This window comes from Lysobacterales bacterium (assembly GCA_019634735.1).
Lineage (GTDB): Bacteria > Pseudomonadota > Gammaproteobacteria > Xanthomonadales > UBA2363 > Pseudofulvimonas.
The window spans coordinates 60,928-79,444 of record JAHCAT010000011.1; the positions used below are offsets into that span (position 1 = coordinate 60,928).

Annotated in this window: 13 protein-coding genes; 8 read left to right on the forward strand and 5 right to left on the reverse strand. The window is 69.9% G+C overall.

Translation table 11 applies throughout. The annotated features are described in order from the left end of the window. Positions 1-186: 186 nt before the first annotated feature. From KF823_11375 to KF823_11395, 5 genes are all read left to right on the forward strand, one after another. On the forward strand, positions 187-1,089 hold the full coding sequence (locus KF823_11375) for an alpha/beta hydrolase (GenBank protein MBX3726501.1): 903 nt from the start codon (positions 187-189) through the stop codon (positions 1,087-1,089). Further along, positions 1,086-2,186: a histidine kinase gene (locus tag KF823_11380; GenBank protein MBX3726502.1), complete on the forward strand. Its 1,101-nt coding sequence runs from the start codon at positions 1,086-1,088 to the stop codon at positions 2,184-2,186. Before KF823_11375 ends, KF823_11380 begins: the two co-directional genes overlap by 4 nt. Beyond that, complete coding sequence (locus tag KF823_11385; protein MBX3726503.1) at positions 2,183-2,905, forward strand: response regulator; 723 nt, start codon at positions 2,183-2,185, stop codon at positions 2,903-2,905. The genes KF823_11380 and KF823_11385 overlap by 4 nt, the downstream gene beginning before the upstream one ends. A gap of 1,059 nt (positions 2,906-3,964) precedes the next feature. Further along, positions 3,965-4,489 (forward strand): hypothetical protein, encoded by a 525-nt coding sequence (locus KF823_11390; protein MBX3726504.1) that lies wholly within the window; start codon positions 3,965-3,967, stop codon positions 4,487-4,489. Positions 4,490-4,504: 15 nt separating this feature from the next. Beyond that, positions 4,505-7,756 (forward strand): hypothetical protein, encoded by a 3,252-nt coding sequence (locus tag KF823_11395; GenBank protein MBX3726505.1) that lies wholly within the window; start codon positions 4,505-4,507, stop codon positions 7,754-7,756. Positions 7,757-8,035: 279 nt separating this feature from the next. Here the strand turns inward: KF823_11395 and KF823_11400 are convergent, their stop codons facing one another. Continuing rightward, positions 8,036-8,674 carry a hypothetical protein gene (locus tag KF823_11400; GenBank protein MBX3726506.1) on the reverse strand — a complete coding sequence of 213 codons (639 nt, stop codon included), beginning with the start codon at positions 8,672-8,674 and terminating at the stop codon, positions 8,036-8,038. A 200-nt stretch (positions 8,675-8,874) separates the two neighbouring features. On the opposite strand from KF823_11400, the gene gpmI reads away from it, so the two are divergent. Genes gpmI through KF823_11415 form a run of 3 tightly spaced genes read left to right on the forward strand, consistent with a single transcriptional unit; the run spans position 8,875 to position 12,861 of the window. Beyond that, positions 8,875-10,401, forward strand: coding sequence for a 2,3-bisphosphoglycerate-independent phosphoglycerate mutase (gpmI, locus tag KF823_11405; protein MBX3726507.1), 1,527 nt, complete (start codon positions 8,875-8,877; stop codon positions 10,399-10,401). 5 nt (positions 10,402-10,406) lie between these two features. Then, a complete protein-coding gene (locus tag KF823_11410; GenBank protein ID MBX3726508.1) occupies positions 10,407-11,585 on the forward strand; it encodes a peptidoglycan DD-metalloendopeptidase family protein in 1,179 nt (392 codons plus the stop codon). Positions 11,586-11,634: 49 nt separating this feature from the next. Beyond that, entirely contained in the window at positions 11,635-12,861 is a 1,227-nt protein-coding gene (locus tag KF823_11415; protein MBX3726509.1) for a S41 family peptidase, read from the forward strand. Positions 12,862-12,909: 48 nt separating this feature from the next. Here the strand turns inward: KF823_11415 and KF823_11420 are convergent, their stop codons facing one another. The 4 genes from KF823_11420 to KF823_11435 all read right to left on the reverse strand — a co-directional run bounded on the left by KF823_11420 (position 12,910) and on the right by KF823_11435 (position 18,349). Next, positions 12,910-14,031 carry a hypothetical protein gene (locus KF823_11420; protein ID MBX3726510.1) on the reverse strand — a complete coding sequence of 374 codons (1,122 nt, stop codon included), beginning with the start codon at positions 14,029-14,031 and terminating at the stop codon, positions 12,910-12,912. 280 nt (positions 14,032-14,311) lie between these two features. Next, positions 14,312-16,096, reverse strand: a complete 1,785-nt coding sequence (gene lpdA / locus KF823_11425; protein MBX3726511.1) for a dihydrolipoyl dehydrogenase — start codon at positions 16,094-16,096, stop codon at positions 14,312-14,314. A 58-nt stretch (positions 16,097-16,154) separates the two neighbouring features. Next, positions 16,155-16,700, reverse strand: coding sequence for a DUF2059 domain-containing protein (locus tag KF823_11430; GenBank protein ID MBX3726512.1), 546 nt, complete (start codon positions 16,698-16,700; stop codon positions 16,155-16,157). A gap of 116 nt (positions 16,701-16,816) precedes the next feature. Continuing rightward, complete coding sequence (locus KF823_11435; GenBank protein MBX3726513.1) at positions 16,817-18,349, reverse strand: carbon-nitrogen hydrolase family protein; 1,533 nt, start codon at positions 18,347-18,349, stop codon at positions 16,817-16,819. Positions 18,350-18,517: the final 168 nt, after the last annotated feature.

Sequence of the window (18,517 nt, forward strand, 5' to 3'; positions counted from 1 at the left end):
CGCCTCGTCCGGGTCGTTCCGGGCAGCGGCCTGCCGCAATGCCGGTGGAGCCACCGGTCCGTGCGCGACCGATCACCCGCGCGGGCGCGCCGCCCGTCCCGTCCCGGTGACCGCTCGTGTAGTTTCGCAGCCGAAACGGGAACCGGACCACGACACTGGGCGCACCCCGTCAACCTGGAGCCGACCATGAAGCACCACCGCACTGCCCGCATCGCCGCCGTCGCCCTGGGCCTGGCCCTGTCCGGACTGGCCGTCGCCGCACCCCGGGACTTCCAGGGCCTGGCGGTCGAGGTTCGCGGCGAGGGCCGCCCGGTCCTGATGATCCCCGGCCTGAACTCCCCGGCCTCGGTCTGGGACGACACCTGTGCCGCCCTGCAGGCCGACGGAGTCGCCTGCCACCTGGTGCAGTTGCCGGGCTTCGCCGGGCATGCGGCCCTGACCGACGTCACCGACGAGGACGGCTTCCTGGCGCCGATGCGCGATCGCCTGCTCGCCTACGTGGCGCATGCCGGGCTGGACAAGCCGGCCGTGGCCGGCCACAGCCTGGGTGGCGTCCTGGCCCTGATGATGGCGATCGAATCGCCGGCCTCGGTGGGCCCGCTGCTGATCGTCGACTCGCTGCCGTTCTTCCCGGCGGCGATGAACGCCCAGGCCACCGCGCAGACCATGCGGCCGATGGCCGAAGCGATGCGCACCGGCATGCGCGCGCAGTCCGACGAGGACTACGCCGTGCAGGCACGCGCCCAGGCCGGCATGGGCATGAGCAGCGACCCTGCCCGCACCTCGCGCATCCAGGACTGGACCGGCGCCAGCGACCGCGAGACCACCACCCGCGCCATGTTCGACATGTTCAGCACCGACCTGCGGCCGCAACTGGGCCAGGTGCGCAGCCCGGTCCTGGTGCTGGGCGCCTGGGCCGCCTACGCGCCGATGGGTTCCACACTGGACAGCACGCGGGGCATCTTCGAGGCCCAGTACGCCACACTGCCCGGGGTGCGCATCGAGATGAGCGAGGCCGGCTACCATTTCCTCATGTTCGACGACCTCGACTGGCTGCTCGGCCACGCCCGCGGCCACCTGCTGCCGTGACCCCGCAGGAGGCCGCCGCGGCGTCGGGCTGGCGCGCGCACCTGGTGCGCCAGCTCATCCACGCGGTGATCTGGGGCGGCTTCTGCGCACTGAGCATCTGGCTGTTCACTGCCAGCGCCGGTCTGTTCTCCGGGCTGGTGGTCATCGCGGTCGTGCTCTCGGCCGGTCTGTGGATGAGCAGCGAGGCGACGCGCGCCCTGGTGCTGCGCCGTGGCTGGCTGGCCCTGTCGCCGCTGGCGCTGGCGTGGCGCCTGATCCTGGTCGTCGCCGCGCTGGCGGCGGCGATCCAGGCGCTCATCCACCTGGTCCTGGCCACCGGGCTGGCGCTGGGCTGGCTGCGCATGCCGGTCCAGGGCGCCGGCTACGGCCCGGGCGCGATCGCCGTCTACTGGTTCAACACCGCGGTCATGCTGCTGTTGTGGACCGCGGTCTGGGCCGGTCAGGCGGCGCAGCGGCAGTCCCGGCGCGACTCCATGGGCCGGCTGCAGGCCGAGGCCGAGCGGCGCCGGCTGGAGCTGGACCTGCTGCGCGCCCGGCTCAACCCGCATTTCGTGTTCAATGCCCTCAACAACGTGCGCGCCCTGATCAACGAGGATCCGGCGCGCGCCCGCGAGCTGGTCACCCGCCTGTCCAACACCCTGCGCCACGCCCTGCAGCACAGTCAGCGCGAGCGCGTGACCCTGGCCGAGGAGTGGGCGGTGATGCAGGACTACCTGGCCGTCGAGGCGGTGCACTTCGAGCAGCGCCTGCAGGTGGACGCCGGGCTCGACCCGGCCCTGGCCGGCTTCGAGCTGCCGCCTATGTTCCTGCAACTGCTGGTCGAGAACGCGATCAAGCACGGCATCGCGCGCACGCCGGGCGGCGGGCTGCTGCAGGTCGCCGCGCGCCGCGGTGAGGCGGGCGGCCTGCACCTGACGGTGGAGAACCCGGGGCACCTGAAACAGGTCGACGAGGTTGTGTCCGAGCCCTCCCCCACCGGGGGTGTCGGCCTGGCCTGGTTGCGGACGCGGATCGCCGGCCTCGGACCGGCGGCGCGCTTCCGTCTGTGGTCGCCGCAGCCGGGCCGGGTCCGCGCCGAACTGGCGTTGCCGGCATGAGGCGCCTGCGTACACTGTTGGTCGACGACAGCCGGCTGGCGCGCGGCGAACTGCGCACCCTGCTGGCCGCCCACGCCGAGATCGATGTAATCGGCGAGGCCGACGACGTCGAGGCCGCGGTGGTCGCCGTGACCGGGCTGCAGCCGGACCTCCTGCTGCTCGACATCCAGCTGCCCGGCGGCAGCGGCTTCGACGTCCTGGAGCGTCTGCCACGCGTGCCGGCGGTGGTGTTCTGCACCGCCTACGACCAGCACGCCGTGCGCGCCTTCGAGGCGAATGCGCTCGATTACCTGCTGAAGCCGGTCGAGCCGGCGCGGCTGGCCCAGGCGCTGGCACGCGTGCTGCAGCGCCCGTCCGAACAACCCGCGCCGCGCGGCACGCCACTGGTCGCCGGCGACCCGGTGTTCCTGCGCGACGGCGAGCGCTGCTGGTTCCTGAAGGTCGGCGAGATCAGCCATATCGAGATCGACGGCAACTACGCGCACGTGCACTTCCGCGGCCAGCGCGCGCTCGTGCAGCGCTCGCTCGCCCTGCTCGAGGAACGCCTGGATCCGGCCGCGTTCTTCCGGGCCAGTCGCGCCGTGCTGGTCAACCTGCGCCACGTCCGCAACGTGGAGCCGGGCGTCGGCGACGGCTACGTCCTGCACCTGGAGGGCGGTGCCCAGGTCGAGGTGTCGCGCCGGCAGGCCCGGGAGTTCCGCGAGCGGCTGGCGCTCTAGGCGCGAACCGGCACCGCCAGCCCGGCTGCTGCGCACCTAGCGACTCATGATGGGGCCGTTGGGTGCGGGCTTGCGAGAGCCTCGACGCAACCAACTTCTCCACCGGCCTCGGCCGCCCGATTGCCCATGCGCGGCGACAGGGGGGGCAGAGGCGGCTGGGGCCGCGCGTTCCCACCCCCTGTACGCGCGGTGGAACGCGACGCCGACTGCAGGGACCGCGCTCTTGGCCGAAGGCGCAGCAGTCCCGCGGACATCGGTACCACCCGATCCGGCGAGGCCTTCCGTGGCCAGATGAGCCGTGCCGCGCAGCGCCGATCTTCTGCAGGGCATGCATGGGCCTGGGTGAATCGGGCGCGCACCTGCTTGGCTCATAGGCGCCGGGCAGGGATATGCCCGGGCCCGCCGGCTCAGAGCAAGCCCAGGAACGGCACGAGCAGGGGAGCCGGACGGATGTCGAGGGGGCTGGCCAGCACCAACCTCGCCTTTCGGCCCTCCGGGCGACCTGATTAGCGTCGCGTCCCCGCCCGCTGCCAGGCAGCTTTACGTAGTGCGACGACACCGCACTTCTCCCCTCCCCCGCCCTGCGGGGGAGGGGCGGGGGAGAGGGCCGCCCCAGCCAACGCATGCCGCTGGACCGGCAACGATGCAGACCATGGCTGGCGACGGCCCGCTCCCCCGACCCCTCTCCCAGAGGGAGAGGGGAGCACAGCGCGCTGCGCTCACCGAACACCGGGTCCTGGTCCTTGGTCCCCGATCCTGGGCTGAGACACGACGCTAATCAGGTCCGGGCGATGGATGACGGCCGGATCAGCCGGCAATTCGCCGGGCCGCGAGCCGGTGAATTGCGGACATCAATTGCCGTGGAGCTCCGGCCCTGGGCCGAAAGCCTTGAATATGCTGCATTTATATTTGATGCGAACTAACGGGTAACGATACTAGTATTTATCGTGGATTCCTCGAATGTTTCAGTACGCGTATCCGCCGCCATCGAGCAACGGCCACCCGGACGCTGCGCTGAATTGCATGGGAGTCCACTTACCAAAACCAAGGAGTTTGAATATGAGCACCACGCACCGCATGGCTGAGCCGTCCCGTCCGCTCGATTTAAGCCAGGAGTCGGTAACCCAACTGCATGCGTTGTTGCCGGAGACGGTCGCCGCGCTCAGGCGCAACCTCAACTGCGGCGATCCGGAGGTGGAGGTCGCAGCAGCGGAGGCAGTACTGGACATCGCACTCATGCCGGAGGCGGCCTATTCCTTCGTAGGTCACATCAGCAACCAGACCAACTACACCTTGCGGCGAAGCAAGAAGGATTCGAACGGAAGCTGGGAGACCGACCCCGCCGATACGATCGGACCGGGCGGCACGTCCAGATTCACGCTGCACTACGACGGATTCCATTTCACCGGCGACGTCGCATACAAGGCCGATGGCATCGACGGTGAGTTCACGATGAAGTGGTCGATTCCGTTGTTTGGAGACAACTCCATATCGGATTCGACGTCGATTTCCGGCACGGCGGCCAGTCACGAAGGCGGCCGGGGCTGGCACGCCGAGGTCTGGTATTTCCTGACTGCAGTCTGAGCCCGGGAGACGGACATGACAACTCTCCAGGTTCAATCGACGCTGGTCGATGATGTTTTTCCGCACCAGGCAGTCGCCACCGGCGGTGATGTGGCCATAACACAGGACAGCTCCGGACTGCTGACGATCTTCAGCGTCGGGACCAACGGCCGCGTCTACCGTGTCGCGCCCGATGGAGACAGCGAAACGGGTTGGAAGATCAGTGATCTTGATTGCCCGGAACCGATCGATGTCATCGCAGCGACGATGGATGACCAGCGCAATCTGGTTGTGTGCGGCGCGAACCAGAAATCGCGAAAGGTCTACGCCCTTCTGATCGGGCCGGGGGGCTGCACGGGTGCGTGGAAGACCATCAATCCGGGTCCCGACATCACCGGATCACTCACATTCTACGAATTGAAGCTTCGGGTGACCGCGGCTGGAGCAGTGGAGTTCTTTCTCCTGTACTTCCAGCGCATGAGCGATCCGCAATGGCACTACACCTACAGGATCGGTCGGGCCATGGTGACGGCGGACGCTTGGACGATCGGGTTCAACCTGGACAACCTCCTCTATACGGGGCCCCAGCCGGTAGATCTGCCATCGATGACCCTCGGGCAGGCGAGTGGATTGCCGACATTATTCCTGTACTGGCACGAGGCCGAGAAGATCAGGGCCTGGAAGGGTCTGGACGGTTCACCGACCGTAGAGGATCGGGAGGTTCCCGGGCAGTCGGTGATTCGCAGCCTGTTTGCCCTCGGCGATTCCGACAGCATCCTGTATGCAGCCGGCTCGATCGGTCCTGCGACAACGCCAGGACTCTACCGTTGGGGCGCCGCCAGTGAATTCGTCCTGTTGAGCGGTTCCTCGCCGATCGCCGCTGCGAGCGGCGTCTATTCCGCAAACAGCGGCTACGACATCCTGGCGGTTGGCCCCACTGGGCTCCTGTATCACGTCCACGGTTCGCCAGATGGCGCGCGCTGGACGCCGTTTTCGCCGATGGGCGATCGGGTGACCGCTGTCGTCGGTGCCAGCACTCCTGATGCCGGCAATATCTTCATCGCGACCACGGTGGACAGGACGCTGCGTCACTACTACCGAGATCCGCAGGAAGCCGACTGGCAGGTCGAGGAAGTGGATGTGCCGGCCGGCACGGCCGAACAGGTCGTGTGGTACACGACGAAGGTTTCTGTGCTCGACGAGGATTCGCGGGCCATCAATGGAGTGCAGGTCGTGGTTTCCTGTGCCGAGGCGACGGAGGTGCTGATCAACGGCAAGCCCGACCTGGTGGGCCCGGGCAGGACAGCGATCTTCGAGACAGGCGTCGTGGGCAACCTGCTTATCCAGCAGTCCACCTCCCAGCTCTCCAATCTGTACGTCCCGAGACTGAAGCTCGATCTGCTGACCGGCCAATCAAGCACCCTTGAGCCCTATGCCGACGTGCGGGACCGCCTGTACAGGCTAACCGGCGCAGAGCTCAAGGACGCGAAATCGAGATCAGGGAATCCGGTGCTGCCTGCCTCGCAGCAAGGCGATGCCGGCAAGATCGCGCGAACCGTCGCGATCGGCGCATCGCTCGGCCTCCCTCCGCCACCGGGCGTCAACCTGCACAGGTGGGAGGATCTGGGCAGTCCGCCGCCCGGCCTGGTGCGCTTCAAGCCGGCGGACTCGAATGAATGGATCGACCTTGGCATCGACATCGGCGACCTGTTCGAGGGCATCAAGGAGAGCATCTTCGGCGCGTTCTCCGCCGTGTTGACCGCGGTCGGGGATCACGTGGTCACCGGCCTCAACCTCGTCATCAGCACCGCCCAGGGGGCTTACGCGGTTTTCCTTGCCACCATGGAGCATGCCTTTGATGCGATCCGGACCGTTTTCGAGAGCGTCGGCGCCATCTTCCAGGACGTTCTCGAGTGGCTTGGCAAGCTGTTCGACTGGGAGGCGATCAAGGCGCTCGCAGGCAGCGTCAAGTCGATGATGGTGGAGGGAATGGGCAGCATCCCCAGGATGCTCGAGATGGCGAAGCTGCCAGGGGAGATCGGGCCGATCTTCGATGGCTTTCGACAGCAGGCGTCAGGAGCCCTCGACTACATTCGCCAGCAGATCGGCACCAGCAGCGCAGGCGCCGCCGCCCGGACGGCCGGCTTCAGCAACTCGGACTCGGTGTTCGACTTCGGCGGCAAGTCCTACGGCAACGAGGCCAACTGGCTGCTGGATCGCCTCACGCCGCAGTTGGGCGGGGCGATATTCGAGTTCGGTCTGGGCAATCCGGGCTGGCGAGGGTTCGAGCAGGTCTGGACATCCATCGCCCAGTCCTTCCTTGAGACCGGCGAGGCGATCGCCAACAACTTCATCGCGCTCTTCCAGAACCTGGTGACCAGCGCCGACGTGCTGTCCACAGCGATGAACTCGATCCTCGACCAGCTCCAGGCCCTGGTCGACGGCGTTCTTTCGGCGCTGGAGGGGATCGTGTCCGGCCTGGTCGGGGCCTTGCAGACCCTGGCCTCGAGCACCGCGCTTGGCGACCTCATGAACACCCCCATCAAGATCCCGGTCATCAGCGACATTCTGGCCGCCGTCGGGCTCGGAGGGGTGACCATCCTCGACCTGCTGTCCTACCTGGTCGCAATTCCGATGCACGTGGTGAACACCATCATCGGCACGCCAGTGCCGGCTGCAACGCTCGCCGCCACGCCAGTGGGCGTCTTCCTTGCGTTGGGCATCATGTTCTTCGTCATCATGGTCCTGACCGCCGTCAACGACGCGCTCCCCGAGGGCAAGGTTGTGCTCGCGGTACTACCGAGCCTTGTCTGGGTGGCTGCGGCGGCACTGGTCTTCTTCGGTGTCGCCAAGGCCGCCGCGCCCCCGCCGGAGCTGATCATCGCGGCGATACTCTACCTGGGCTATCAGGTCGTCGGACTGCGCGTGAATGCCCTCTACTTCGGGCATCCGTCTGCGGTGCGCAAGTTCGCGATCTACTCGATCGTGGACGCGGTGGTGATGAACGTGCTCGCGGCCATATGGGCGATCCGGACCAGCCAGGACCCCGATCCCAACAACCGGCCGAAGCCGTGGCAGATCACCGCGAACCATGTCGGGACGTTGACGGACATTTTCCGCTGGTCCGATCTGGTCTGGCCGCCCCCAAACCCCAAACCGCTTCCGGCCCGCCTGATGATGGTCGGGGTGGATGTGGTCGGGATGGGTGCGCTCACCGCAGGGGCGATCACGGACTACGTGTACGCCCTGCGTGAGCAGGACCGTGAATCGTCCGCGCGTGGCGTGTAGCACGACGCAGATGCGCATTCGCGATCGGGCGGAACGCCAGTGACCCAGGGGTGCCTGTTGCCGGTCCAGGCACCCCTGATGGCGAAGCATCCGCGCCGCCCCTGGGATCGCGTCGCAAGGCCGTGATCCATGGGCTTGGGAGCTGGAAGCGGGATCCGCGGGACTGTGTCGCGGCAACGGGGTTCAGCACCGTTGGAACGAAGCCGAAACGACGCTGGGGTCCCTCAGGCCAAGGACTCTCCCCGGGCGCGGGTGGCCCCGCGCGGAGGCCGGGTCGGCTCAGTCGCCCGGCGCGCGTTCGCCGTCGAAGCGCTCGGGGGTGGCGCCCTCGATGCGGCCGGTGCGGGCCTGCGTGTGCACGTACAGGCGCACGGGCCGCTCGAAGCGCAGGCTGCCGGCGACCTCGGCGTCGGGTCCGATCACCACGCGCGGCGGACGGTCCTCGTTCCAGGTGCCGCGCGGCCGCTTGACCAGCAGGTCGCCGCCGATCCGGCTGCCCGCACCGACCAGCACCGAGCCATTGGTGGTGGTCAGGCCGCCGTCGACGCGGGCGCGCTCCAGGCTGATGGTGCCGTTGACGTTGCCGAGCTCGCCGCCGACCCGGGTGCCGGCCAGCAGGGTGATCGCGCCATTGACGCCCTTCAGGTCGCCTGCGACCTCGCAGTCTTCGGCCAGCCGGATGCTGCCGTTGACGCCGTTGATGGCGGCGGCGCGCGCGCCGCGCTCCAGGCGCACTCCGCCGTTGACCGTCTCGATGCGGCCCGCGACCGCCTGCTCCGCCAGGCTGATGCCGCCATTGACGGTGGTCAGGTCGCCGGCCTGTTCGCCGGTCGACAGACGGATGCTGCCGTTGACCTTGCTGATGCCGGCCTGGGCGGCCAGGCCGCCGGCCAGCGCCAGGGCGGCCAGCGCGAACAGGGCGAGTGCGGAAAGGCGGTGCAGGGGCGAGGCATGTCTCATGGCGATTCTCCGTGGTGGGACGACAGCTTCGATGCGCGGACGAGAAGCCGGGTTTGCACGGGCCCAGCATCGCGGACCGGCGCGGCGCGCGCATGTGCCGGGGGTCAGGGGCCATCGGCTACCATGACTTCCTTCTCTCCGTCACCCCGCCGGCGCCCGTGGACCGTCCCAAGCCCTTGCTGCTGCTCATCCTCGACGGCTTCGGTCATCGCGACGATCCGGCCGACAACGCCATCGCGGCCGCCGATACGCCGAACTGGGATCGCCTGCGCGCCAGCCGCCCGCATACCCTGGTGGATACCCATGGGCGATCGGTCGGCCTGCCCGACGGACAGATGGGCAACTCCGAGGTCGGCCACATGAACCTCGGCGCGGGGCGTGTCGTCTGGCAGGACCTGACCCGCATCGAGGCGGCCCTGGAGGACGGCAGCTTCGCTGCCAACCCGGCCCTGCTCGCGGCCATCGACGCGGTGCGCGAACGGGGCACCCTGCATGTGCTCGGCCTGCTCTCGCCTGGCGGCGTGCACAGCCACGAGGCCCAGGTGTTCGCCTTGCTGCAACTGGCCGCGGCGCGTGGCGCCCCCCGGGTCGCGGTGCACGCCTTTCTCGATGGCCGCGATACCCCGCCGCGCAGTGCCCGCGCCTCGTTGCAGGCGCTGCAGACAGTCTGCGCGCAAACCGGCGCCGTGGTCGCCAGCGTTGGTGGCCGCTACTTCGGCATGGACCGCGACCGCCGCTGGGAACGGGTGGAACAGGCCTGGCAGGCGATCGTCGAAGGACAGGGCCGGCACGACAGCGCCGATGCGCTGGCCGCGCTCGATGGCGCCTATGGCCGCGACGAGAGCGACGAATTCGTGGCGCCGACCACGGTCGCCGGCGGCGTGCCGGTGCGCGATGGCGACGCCGTGGTGTTCATGAACTTCCGTGCCGATCGCGCGCGCCAGCTCAGCCATGTGTTCCTGGACGAATCGTTCGACGGTTTTCCGCGCCGGCGCCCGGCGCTTTCGGCCTTCGTGACCCTCACCGAGTACGAGGAGGGCCTGCCGGCCCAGGTGGCGTTTCCGCCCCAGGTCCTGCGCAACGGCCTGGGCGAATACGTCGCCGGCCTCGGGCTGCGCCAGCTGCGCATCGCCGAGACCGAGAAGTACGCCCACGTCACCTTCTTCTTTTCCGGCGGCCGCGAGGCGCCTTACGCCGGCGAAGAGCGCATCCTGGTGCCCAGTCCGCGGGTCGCCACCTACGACCTGCAGCCGGAGATGAGCTGTCCCGAACTGGTCGGCAAGCTGGTCGCGGCGATCGGTTCGGGGCACTTCGACCTGATCGTCTGCAACATCGCCAACCCGGACATGGTCGGCCACACCGGGGTGTTCTCCGCGGCAGTGAAGGCGGTGGAGACCGTCGACTGGGCACTCGGCGTGCTGGAGCAGGCGGTGCTGGACGCCGGCGGCGAGATGCTGGTGACTGCCGATCACGGCAACCTCGAGCTGATGCGCGATCCGGACACCGGCCAGCCGCACACGGCGCACACCGTGGGACCGGTCCCGCTGCTGCACGTCGGCCAGCGCCCGTTGCGACTGTCGCCCGGCGGCGCGCTGCGCGACATCGCGCCGACCGTGCTCGCGCTGATGGGCCTTCCGGCGCCTCCGGAGATGAGCGGTCGCAGCCTGGTGGCCGGGCCGGGCTGATTCGAATGGCACTGCGGCCCGTCAGTGCGGTCTGTGCCGCGGGTGTGCTCTGCGCCTTCCTGCTCGCGGCCGTGACTGTTCCCCGGACGGTCCTGGCACAGGCGATTCCGGACGATCCGGTCGCGCGCAGCAGGCAGGCCCAGGTCACCCAGGCTCAGCTGGAGACTCTGCGTCGCGATCTGGCGGCACTCAAGACGGAGCTGGCCGAACGCGCCCGTGCCGAGCCCGAAGCCGCGCGTGCCCTGGCCCGGGCCGAGCGCGCGGTCTCGGCGCACCAGGGGGAGCTGGAGGCGATCGTCGAGCGCAGCCGGGCCCAGCGTACGGCGCTGGAGGCGATCGCTGCGCGGCAGCGCGAGGTCGAGCAGACCCTGGCGCAACAACGCCAGGCGCTGGCGGCGCTGCTGCGGCTGGACTATGCGCGCAGCCGCCAGGCGCCGGCCAGGCAGCTGCTGGATCCGGGCAGCGCGCCGCGCCTGGTGCGCGCCCTGGGCTATGGCCAGGTGCTGCAGCGCGGTCGCCTGCGGCAGATCGCCGCGCATGCCGAGCGGCTGGTCGAATGGGGTCGCCTGGCCCAGGCCGAAGGCGAGGCGCTGGCGGCCCTCGCGGCCGAGGAGGAGGCGGCCCGCGACGCGCTGCACGCGCTGCAGGCGGCCGCCGCGGAGCGCGAGGCGGCCCTGCGGGCCCTGCGCGATGGGCTGGCCGAAGGCCAGCGTCGCCTTGCGGCGCTCGACCGCGACGAGCAGGCCATGGTGCGCCTGCTCGAGCAGCTCCGCGACATCTTCGCGGACCTGCCGCGCACGTTCGAGGGCCAGCAACCCTTCCGGGAGCGTCGCGGCCGGCTGCCCTGGCCGGTGTCCGGACGGGCCGAGGCCGGCGAGCATGGCGGTGTGATGATTCCGGCCCAGGCCGGCACGCCGGTCCGCGCGGTCGCCCACGGCCGGGTCGCCTTCGCCGACTGGCTCAAGGGCTACGGCCTGCTGCTGATCCTCGATCATGGCGAGGGCTGGATGAGCCTGTACGGCCAAAACGAGGCCCTGCTGCAGCCGGAGGGCGCCTGGGTGCAGGCCGGCGATGCCATCGCGCGGGTCGGGCGCAGCGGCGGCAGCCTGCGCGACGGCCTGCATTTCGAGCTGCGCGAGCGCGGTCGGCCGGTCGACGCCCGCGCCTGGCTGCAGCGTCGCTGACCCTCGGACGTCGGGGCTACACTGGCCGCCCGTCCCGTTTCTTCAGTCCATGGCTTTCCTGCGCGCGCTTCGTTTCCTCCTGGTGGGCAGCCTGCTGGCCGGCACACCCGGACCGGCCATGGCCCAACCGGCCCCGGAAACCCTGGCGGACGGGCTGGAGGATCCGCCGGCGGCTGCAGCCGATGCCGGTCCCGGGCTGGAGTCGCTGGCCCGCTTCGCGCAGGTCTATCACCTGGTCAAGGCCGCCTATGTCGACACAGTCGACGACGCCGAGCTGATCGAGCTGGCGATCGCCGGCATGCTTGCCGGCCTGGACGATCACAGCGCCTGGCTGGACGCCGAGACACTGACCCTGCTGACCGATGACACCCTCGGCGCCTATGACGGCCTGGGCGTGGAGGTGCTGTCCGGCGACGGCATGATCCAGGTGATGTCGGCGATGCCCGACTCCCCGGCCGAGCGGGCCGGGCTCCGCGCCGGCGACTTCATCACCCACATCGACGGCGAACGGGTCGTGCGCGGCAATCTGGACGGTGCCCTGCGCAAGCTGCGCGGCCGGCCGGGGACCCGCATCAGCCTGATGATCCAGCGCGAGGGAGAGGACGAGCCCCGCGAACTCGAGCTGATGCGGGCCCGCATCCGCCTGAGCAGCGTGACCGCCAGCCTGGTCGAGCCGGGGCTGGGCCATGTCCAGATGGCCATGGTGCAGGCCCAGACCGTGCCGGAGCTCGGCCGGCGGCTGCGCCAGCTCGAACGCGATGGCGGACCGCTCAAGGGTCTGGTGCTGGACCTGCGCGGCAATCCCGGCGGCGCCCTCGATGCCGCGGTGGCGATCGCCGACCTGTTCCTCGCCGAAGGCCGCATCGTTTCCATGAGCGGCCGCATGGACGGCACCCGGCGCAGCTACGAGGCCCGCCCCGGCTCGCCCTGGGAGAAGCTGCCACTGGCGGTGCTGATCGACCGCGGCAGCGCGTCGGCGGCCGAGATCATCGCCGCTGCGCTGCAGGACAACGGCCGCGCCCCGGTGCTGGGCGAACGCAGCTACGGCAAGGGTTCGGTGCAGAACGTGTTCGCCCTGGACCCGGGCCATGCGGTGCGCCTGACCACGGCGCGCTACTACACGCCGGCCGGACGCTCGATCCAGGATCAGGGCGTGATCCCCGATCCGCAGATCGAGGCCGGCGACGACGAAGGCGGCGACGACCCGGTCCTGGCGCGGGCCCTGGCCTTGCTGCGGTCGGGGGCGACCGGGGTCCAGGACCCGGGCGTCGACTGAGCGCGCACGCGCGCAGCCGAGGGGGGCGGGATTCGCAACGCCCGGGCGTCAGCCGCCCAGCACGGCATCCAGGACCCGCAACAGCGCCGCCTGGCTGCGTTCCCCGACCTTGTCGAACACCACCTTGAGCCGGGTGCGCGCCGAGCCGGGGGTGATGCCGAGCGCCGCCGCCGCGGTGCCGAGCTGGCCATGCTGGCGCAGGCTCAGCGCCAGCGCGGCTTCGGCCTGGGTCAGGCCGAACATGCGCCGCAGCACGGCGTTGCCGTCCGAACCCGCCGGCGCCGCGACCGGCTGCACGAACATCACGGCAACGAAACTGTCCGCCGCCATCGACGCCACCGGCAGCGGCTGGATGTCCACGCTGGCCGCCGACTGGCCGTCGCCGTCATGCAGGATCAGGCGCTGGCGCGCGCGTTCCCGGTGGCCGTCGCCGCCGGGGCGGCCGCGACAGGCGGCGCCGATCGCGGCCGCCAGGGCGGCGCCGTCGTGGCGCGCGTTGACCAGGCCGGCCTTGCCATGCAGCAGGCTGCCGTCCTGCAGCAGCCGCGCGGCGGCCTCGTTGAGCTTGCCGATCCGGCCCGCGCCATCGAACAGGATCATCGGCGCGGGCAACACGTCGAGGGCGGCGTCCAGCGTTGTCGCCTGCTCCTCCAGCCAGGCCAGGCGCCGGTGCAGCGCCCAGGCGTTCACCCAGTGCGGCGCGAGCCGTTGCAGCAGCGCCAGTTCATGGCCGTCCCAGGACGCCATGCGCCCCGGCCTGTGCAGGCTGAGCAGCACCGCCTCGTCGCCCTCGCGCAGCGCCACCAGGCCGAGCGCGTTGTCGATCCGGTCCAGCAGGCGGAACACCTGTTCATAGAGCCGGGTCGCGCGGAACTCGGCGCGGCCGACATGGTCGTCGCTGTGCACCAGCGCACCGGTCCGGATGACATGCCCGCAGCGCTGCAGCCAGAGGTTGTCCGCGGCATGTTCCCGGGCATAGCGGGCGCCGTCGCAGGCGGGCGCGCCTGCCAGCACCGTGGCCGCGCCGTGGCCGGTGGCGAAATCGTGGTGGGTCAGCGTCACCAGGCTGCTGCCGGTCAGCGCGCACAGCTCGCCGCCGAACGCGGCAAGGCGGTCGGGTTGCAGGGTGCCGGCATAGAGCGCGGCAAGCGTTGAGTCCCAGTCGGCCACAGGTCAGATTTTTGTCTTTCTGTCAAGTCCCGCCCGGGAGTCTACGCCCATTCCGCCCGAGGGCATGCTGCACGTGGGTTCCGTCGCACCAGCGTGCCACGGCCTCCGACGGGTGAACCGGACCGCGTGTCCGCACTTGAGCGCAACACCCATTGAACGCCCCCGAGGAATCCGGCGGGATCCCGGGGGCGACTTTTATCGGTCGCCCGGACCCTGTCTGCACCCACTTCCCGGATCCCGGCGCGATGGCGCCGGGGGAGACGCTGCCGTTCCCCGTGGTTCAGCCGGCCTTGCGCTTGGGCAGATACAGGTCGGTGATGGTGCCCTCGTAGACCTCGGCGGCCATCGCCACCGATTCGCTGAGGGTGGGGTGGGGGTGGATGGTGTGGCCGATGTCGCCGGCCTCGCAGCCCATTTCAATGGCCAGGGCCAGCTCCGCGATCAGGTCGCCGGCATGCGGGCCGACGATGCCGGCGCCGATCACGCGATGGCTGTCCTCGTCGAACAGCAGCTTGGTGAAGCCCTCGGTGCGGCCGATGCCGATCGCGCGCCCGGACGCCGCCCACGGGAACTTGCCGACGCCCACCTTGAGGCCCTTGGCCTTCGCCTCGGCCTCGGTGACGCCGACCCAGGCGATCTCCGGATCGGTATAGGCCACCGAGGGGATCACCCGCGCCAGCCACTCACGCTTCTCGCCGGCCGCCACTTCCGCGGCCAGCTTGCCCTCGTGGGTGGCCTTGTGCGCCAGCATCGGCTGGCCGACCAGATCGCCGATCGCGAAGATGTGCGGGACGTTGCTGCGCATCTGCCGGTCGACCGGGATGAACCCGCGGTCGGTGACCGCCACGCCCGCCTTGTCGGCATCCAGCCGGGCCCCGTTCGGCGTCCGCCCCACCGAGACCAGCACGCGGTCGAACAGCTGCGGGTCCGGCGCACCCTCACCCTCGAAGGCGACCTCGATGCCCTTCTTCTGGGCCTTGACCGCGCCGGTCTTGACCTTCAGGTGGACGGTGACGCCCAGCTTCTTCAGGCGATCCGCCAGCGGCTTGACCAGGTCCTTGTCGGCGCCGGGCATGAGCTGGTCCATGAGCTCCACCACGGTGACCTCGCTGCCCAGCGCCCGGTACACCGTGGCCATCTCCAGTCCGATGATGCCGCCGCCGACCACCAGCAGGCGCTTCGGGATGTCGGCCAGCATCAGGGCATCGGTGGAATCCATCACCCGCGGGTCGTCCCAGGGGAAACCCGGCAGCTTCACCGGCTGGCTGCCGGCGGCGATGATGCACTGGCCGAAGCGCACCAGCTTCGCGCCGTCCGGGCCCTGGACCTCGATCTCATGGGGCGAAACGAAGCGTCCGGCGCCCTCCAGCACCCGCACCTTGCGCTGCTTCGCCATCCCGGCCAGGCCACGGGTGAGCTGGCCGACCACCTTGTCCTTGTAGGCGCGCAGCGCATCCAGGCCGATCTTCGGCGCACCGAAGTCGATGCCATAGTCGGCGGCATGGGCGGCCTCGTCGATCACCGCAGCGGCGTGCAGCAGGGCCTTGGAGGGGATGCAGCCGACGTTGAGGCAGACGCCGCCCAGGCTGGGATAGCGCTCGACGAGCACCGTGTCCAGGCCGAGGTCGGCGGCCCGGAACGCCGCGGTATAGCCGCCGGGTCCGGCACCCAGCACCAGCAGGGCGCATTCCAGATCGGCCTTGCGGCCGCTGCCGGCGGCGGCCTGTGCGGCCGGCGCAGGCGCTGCAGGCGCGGGCGCCGCCGCAGCCGGCGCAGCGGCGCTCGGCGCCGGTGCCGGCGCTTCGGCCGCGGCGGTCTCCGCGCCACCGACCTCCAGCACGGCCACCACACTGCCCTCGCCGACCTTGTCGCCGACCGCGACCTTGAGCTCGCGCACCACGCCATCGGCGCTGGACGGGACCTCCATGGTCGCCTTGTCGGACTCCAGGGTGAGCAGGCCCTGGTCCTTGCGCACCGCGTCGCCCGGCTGGACCAGCAGCTCGATCACCGGCACCTGGTCGAAATCGCCGATGTCGGGAACCTTGATCTCGATCGTCTTGGCCATGGTCGTCTGCGGGTCGGGGTTTCGGGATGGGCGGTGGGCGAAGGCGGGCCTGCCGGACTCAGTCGTCGGCGTCGCAGGACGCCTGCGCCGCCTCGGCCTTGCTGGCGAAGCGGGTCACCAGGGCATCGATCCCCGGCATCATTTCGCCGACCATCCGCTGGGAGATCTCGATCGAACGCTGCATCAGCTCGGGCATCTTCTCGAGCATCTTGCGGCCGACCGGCGAGCGGTAGAAGTCGGTGACTGCCTGGATTTCCTCCAGACTGAACACATCCACGTAGACCTGCGCCACTTCGGGCAGGAAGGTCTCTCCGGACAGCGATTGTCCGATCAGTGCCGCGGTGTCGCCGGCGAAGCTGTCGATGGTCGCCTGCAACTGCGGGCAGTGCTGGGCGCCGGGGCCCGAGCGCAGCAGGTCCTGCATCTGCTCGCGCATCATGCCGTGCAGCTGCTCCTGCATGCCGGCGATCATGGTCTCCATGTCCATCAGGGCCAGCAGCTCGATGGCCGCGGCCATTTCCGGGCTGTGCTCGTCCGCCTGCACGGCCGGGGACGTGGCGGCCATGGACAGGCACAGGCAGGACAGGGCGATGCGCTTCAACATTCCGGAATCCTCGATGGGCGACTGCCGGACAGCCTAGCAGCGGGCCAGGGCGCCAGGACACCCGCACGCCTCGCCCGGCGGCATCTTCCGGGCCGGCCGGCCGTCGTTCCGGCCGGTCAGCGCCGCCGCCAGCGCACCTGGTAGAGGTCGTGCCGGCGGTCCTTGAGATTCTGCACGGTGCCCTCGCTGCGGGCTGCTGCAAGCGTGTCCAGGCGCAGGTCGGCGAACGCCACCTGCTCGACGTTCGGTGTCGTGTCCGCGGCGATGCCGTCGCGCGCGAACGGGAAGTCGCAGGGGGTCAGGATGCAGCTCTGCGCGTACTGGATGTCGAAGTTGTTGACCCCGGGCAGGTTGCCGACATTGCCGGACAGCACCGCGTAGCACTGGTTCTCGATGGTCCGGGCATGGCAGGAGTAGCGCACCCGCAGGTAGCCCTCGCGGGTGTCGGTGCAGAACGGCACGAACAGGATCTGCGCGCCCTGGTCCACCAGGTGGCGGGCCAGCTCGGGGAACTCGCTGTCGTAGCAGATCAGCACGCCGACCGGTCCGCAGTCGGTGTTGATGACGCGCGCCACATCGCCGCCCTTGATGCCCCACCAGTTGCGCTCGTTGGGGGTGATGTGGATCTTCTCCTGCGTGTGCACGCTGCCGTCGCGCAGCGCCACGTAGCAGATGTTGTGGACGTCGCCGTCCTCGACGATGGTCGGGTGGGAGCCGCCGATGATGTTGGTGTTGTAGCGCATCGCAAGTTCCGACAGCAGCGTCTGGAAGCGGCCGGTGTAGCCGGTCAGCGCCTTCAGCGAGTCGGCCGGCGACAGCGGCCGGTTCTCGACCGAGAGCAGTTGCAGGGTGAACAGTTCGGGGAACACGGTGAAGTCCGCGCGGTAGTCCGAGGCGGTCTCGACGAAGAACTCGACCTGGGTGGCGAACTCCTCGAAGGAGGCGACCCGGCGCTGCTGGTACTGGATGGTGGCGACCCGCACGGCGTCGGGCAGGCGGCTGCGCACGCCTGGCTGCGGCGTGGCGTCGCGGAAACGCGGGTTGCGCCAGGCCAGATGCGCCGCGTAGCCCTCGGAATCGCGATCCGACGGCAGGTAGCCCGGCAGGATGCCGACCAGCTCGAAGCCGTTGCGAAGCTGGAAGGTCAAGGCGCGGTCGCGGATCGCGCCGGCCTGCACCTCCCCGACGTAGTCCCCGATATCGCCGCCGTTGCGGCGGCGCCAGCGCCGGAAGCCAGGGACCCTGCCGGCGAACACCACGCCCTTGAGGTTGAGGTCCTCGCACAGCTCGCGCCGGCGCTGATAGAAGCGCCGGCCGATGCGCAGGTTGCGGAACGCCGGGTCGACGCAGGACTCCATGCCGTACAGCCAGTCGCCGGCGCGGTCATGTCGGGAGGCGAAGCCGCCGCCGGTGATGGCAAGCCAGTCGTGGGGCGCCATCGCCACGCGCTCGGCGATCCGGAAGCTGGCGCTGTAGGCGACCACCTGGCCGCCGGCCTCGGCGACCAGCTGGCCTTCCGGGAAGCGCGCGATCTGACCGAGCAGCATCTCGGCGGTGTAGCCGAGCTTCGGTCCGTAGACCCGGTCGGTGAGCTCGGCGACCGCCGCGGCATCGGCGGCGGTGGCGTTGCGCACACGCAGGCTGCGCATGGCGGGCGCGTCGGCGGGGGCGGGGGCTTCGCTCAAGATGCGGTTCCTCGGGACTGACCGGCGAAGGATAGCCGGCCGCTGCTGAAGCCCCTCCGGCTGGCGAGGACCACGCCTGCAACCGCACTGTCATGACCGGCCGCTAAGGTCATCATTCCGTCATCCACGTCG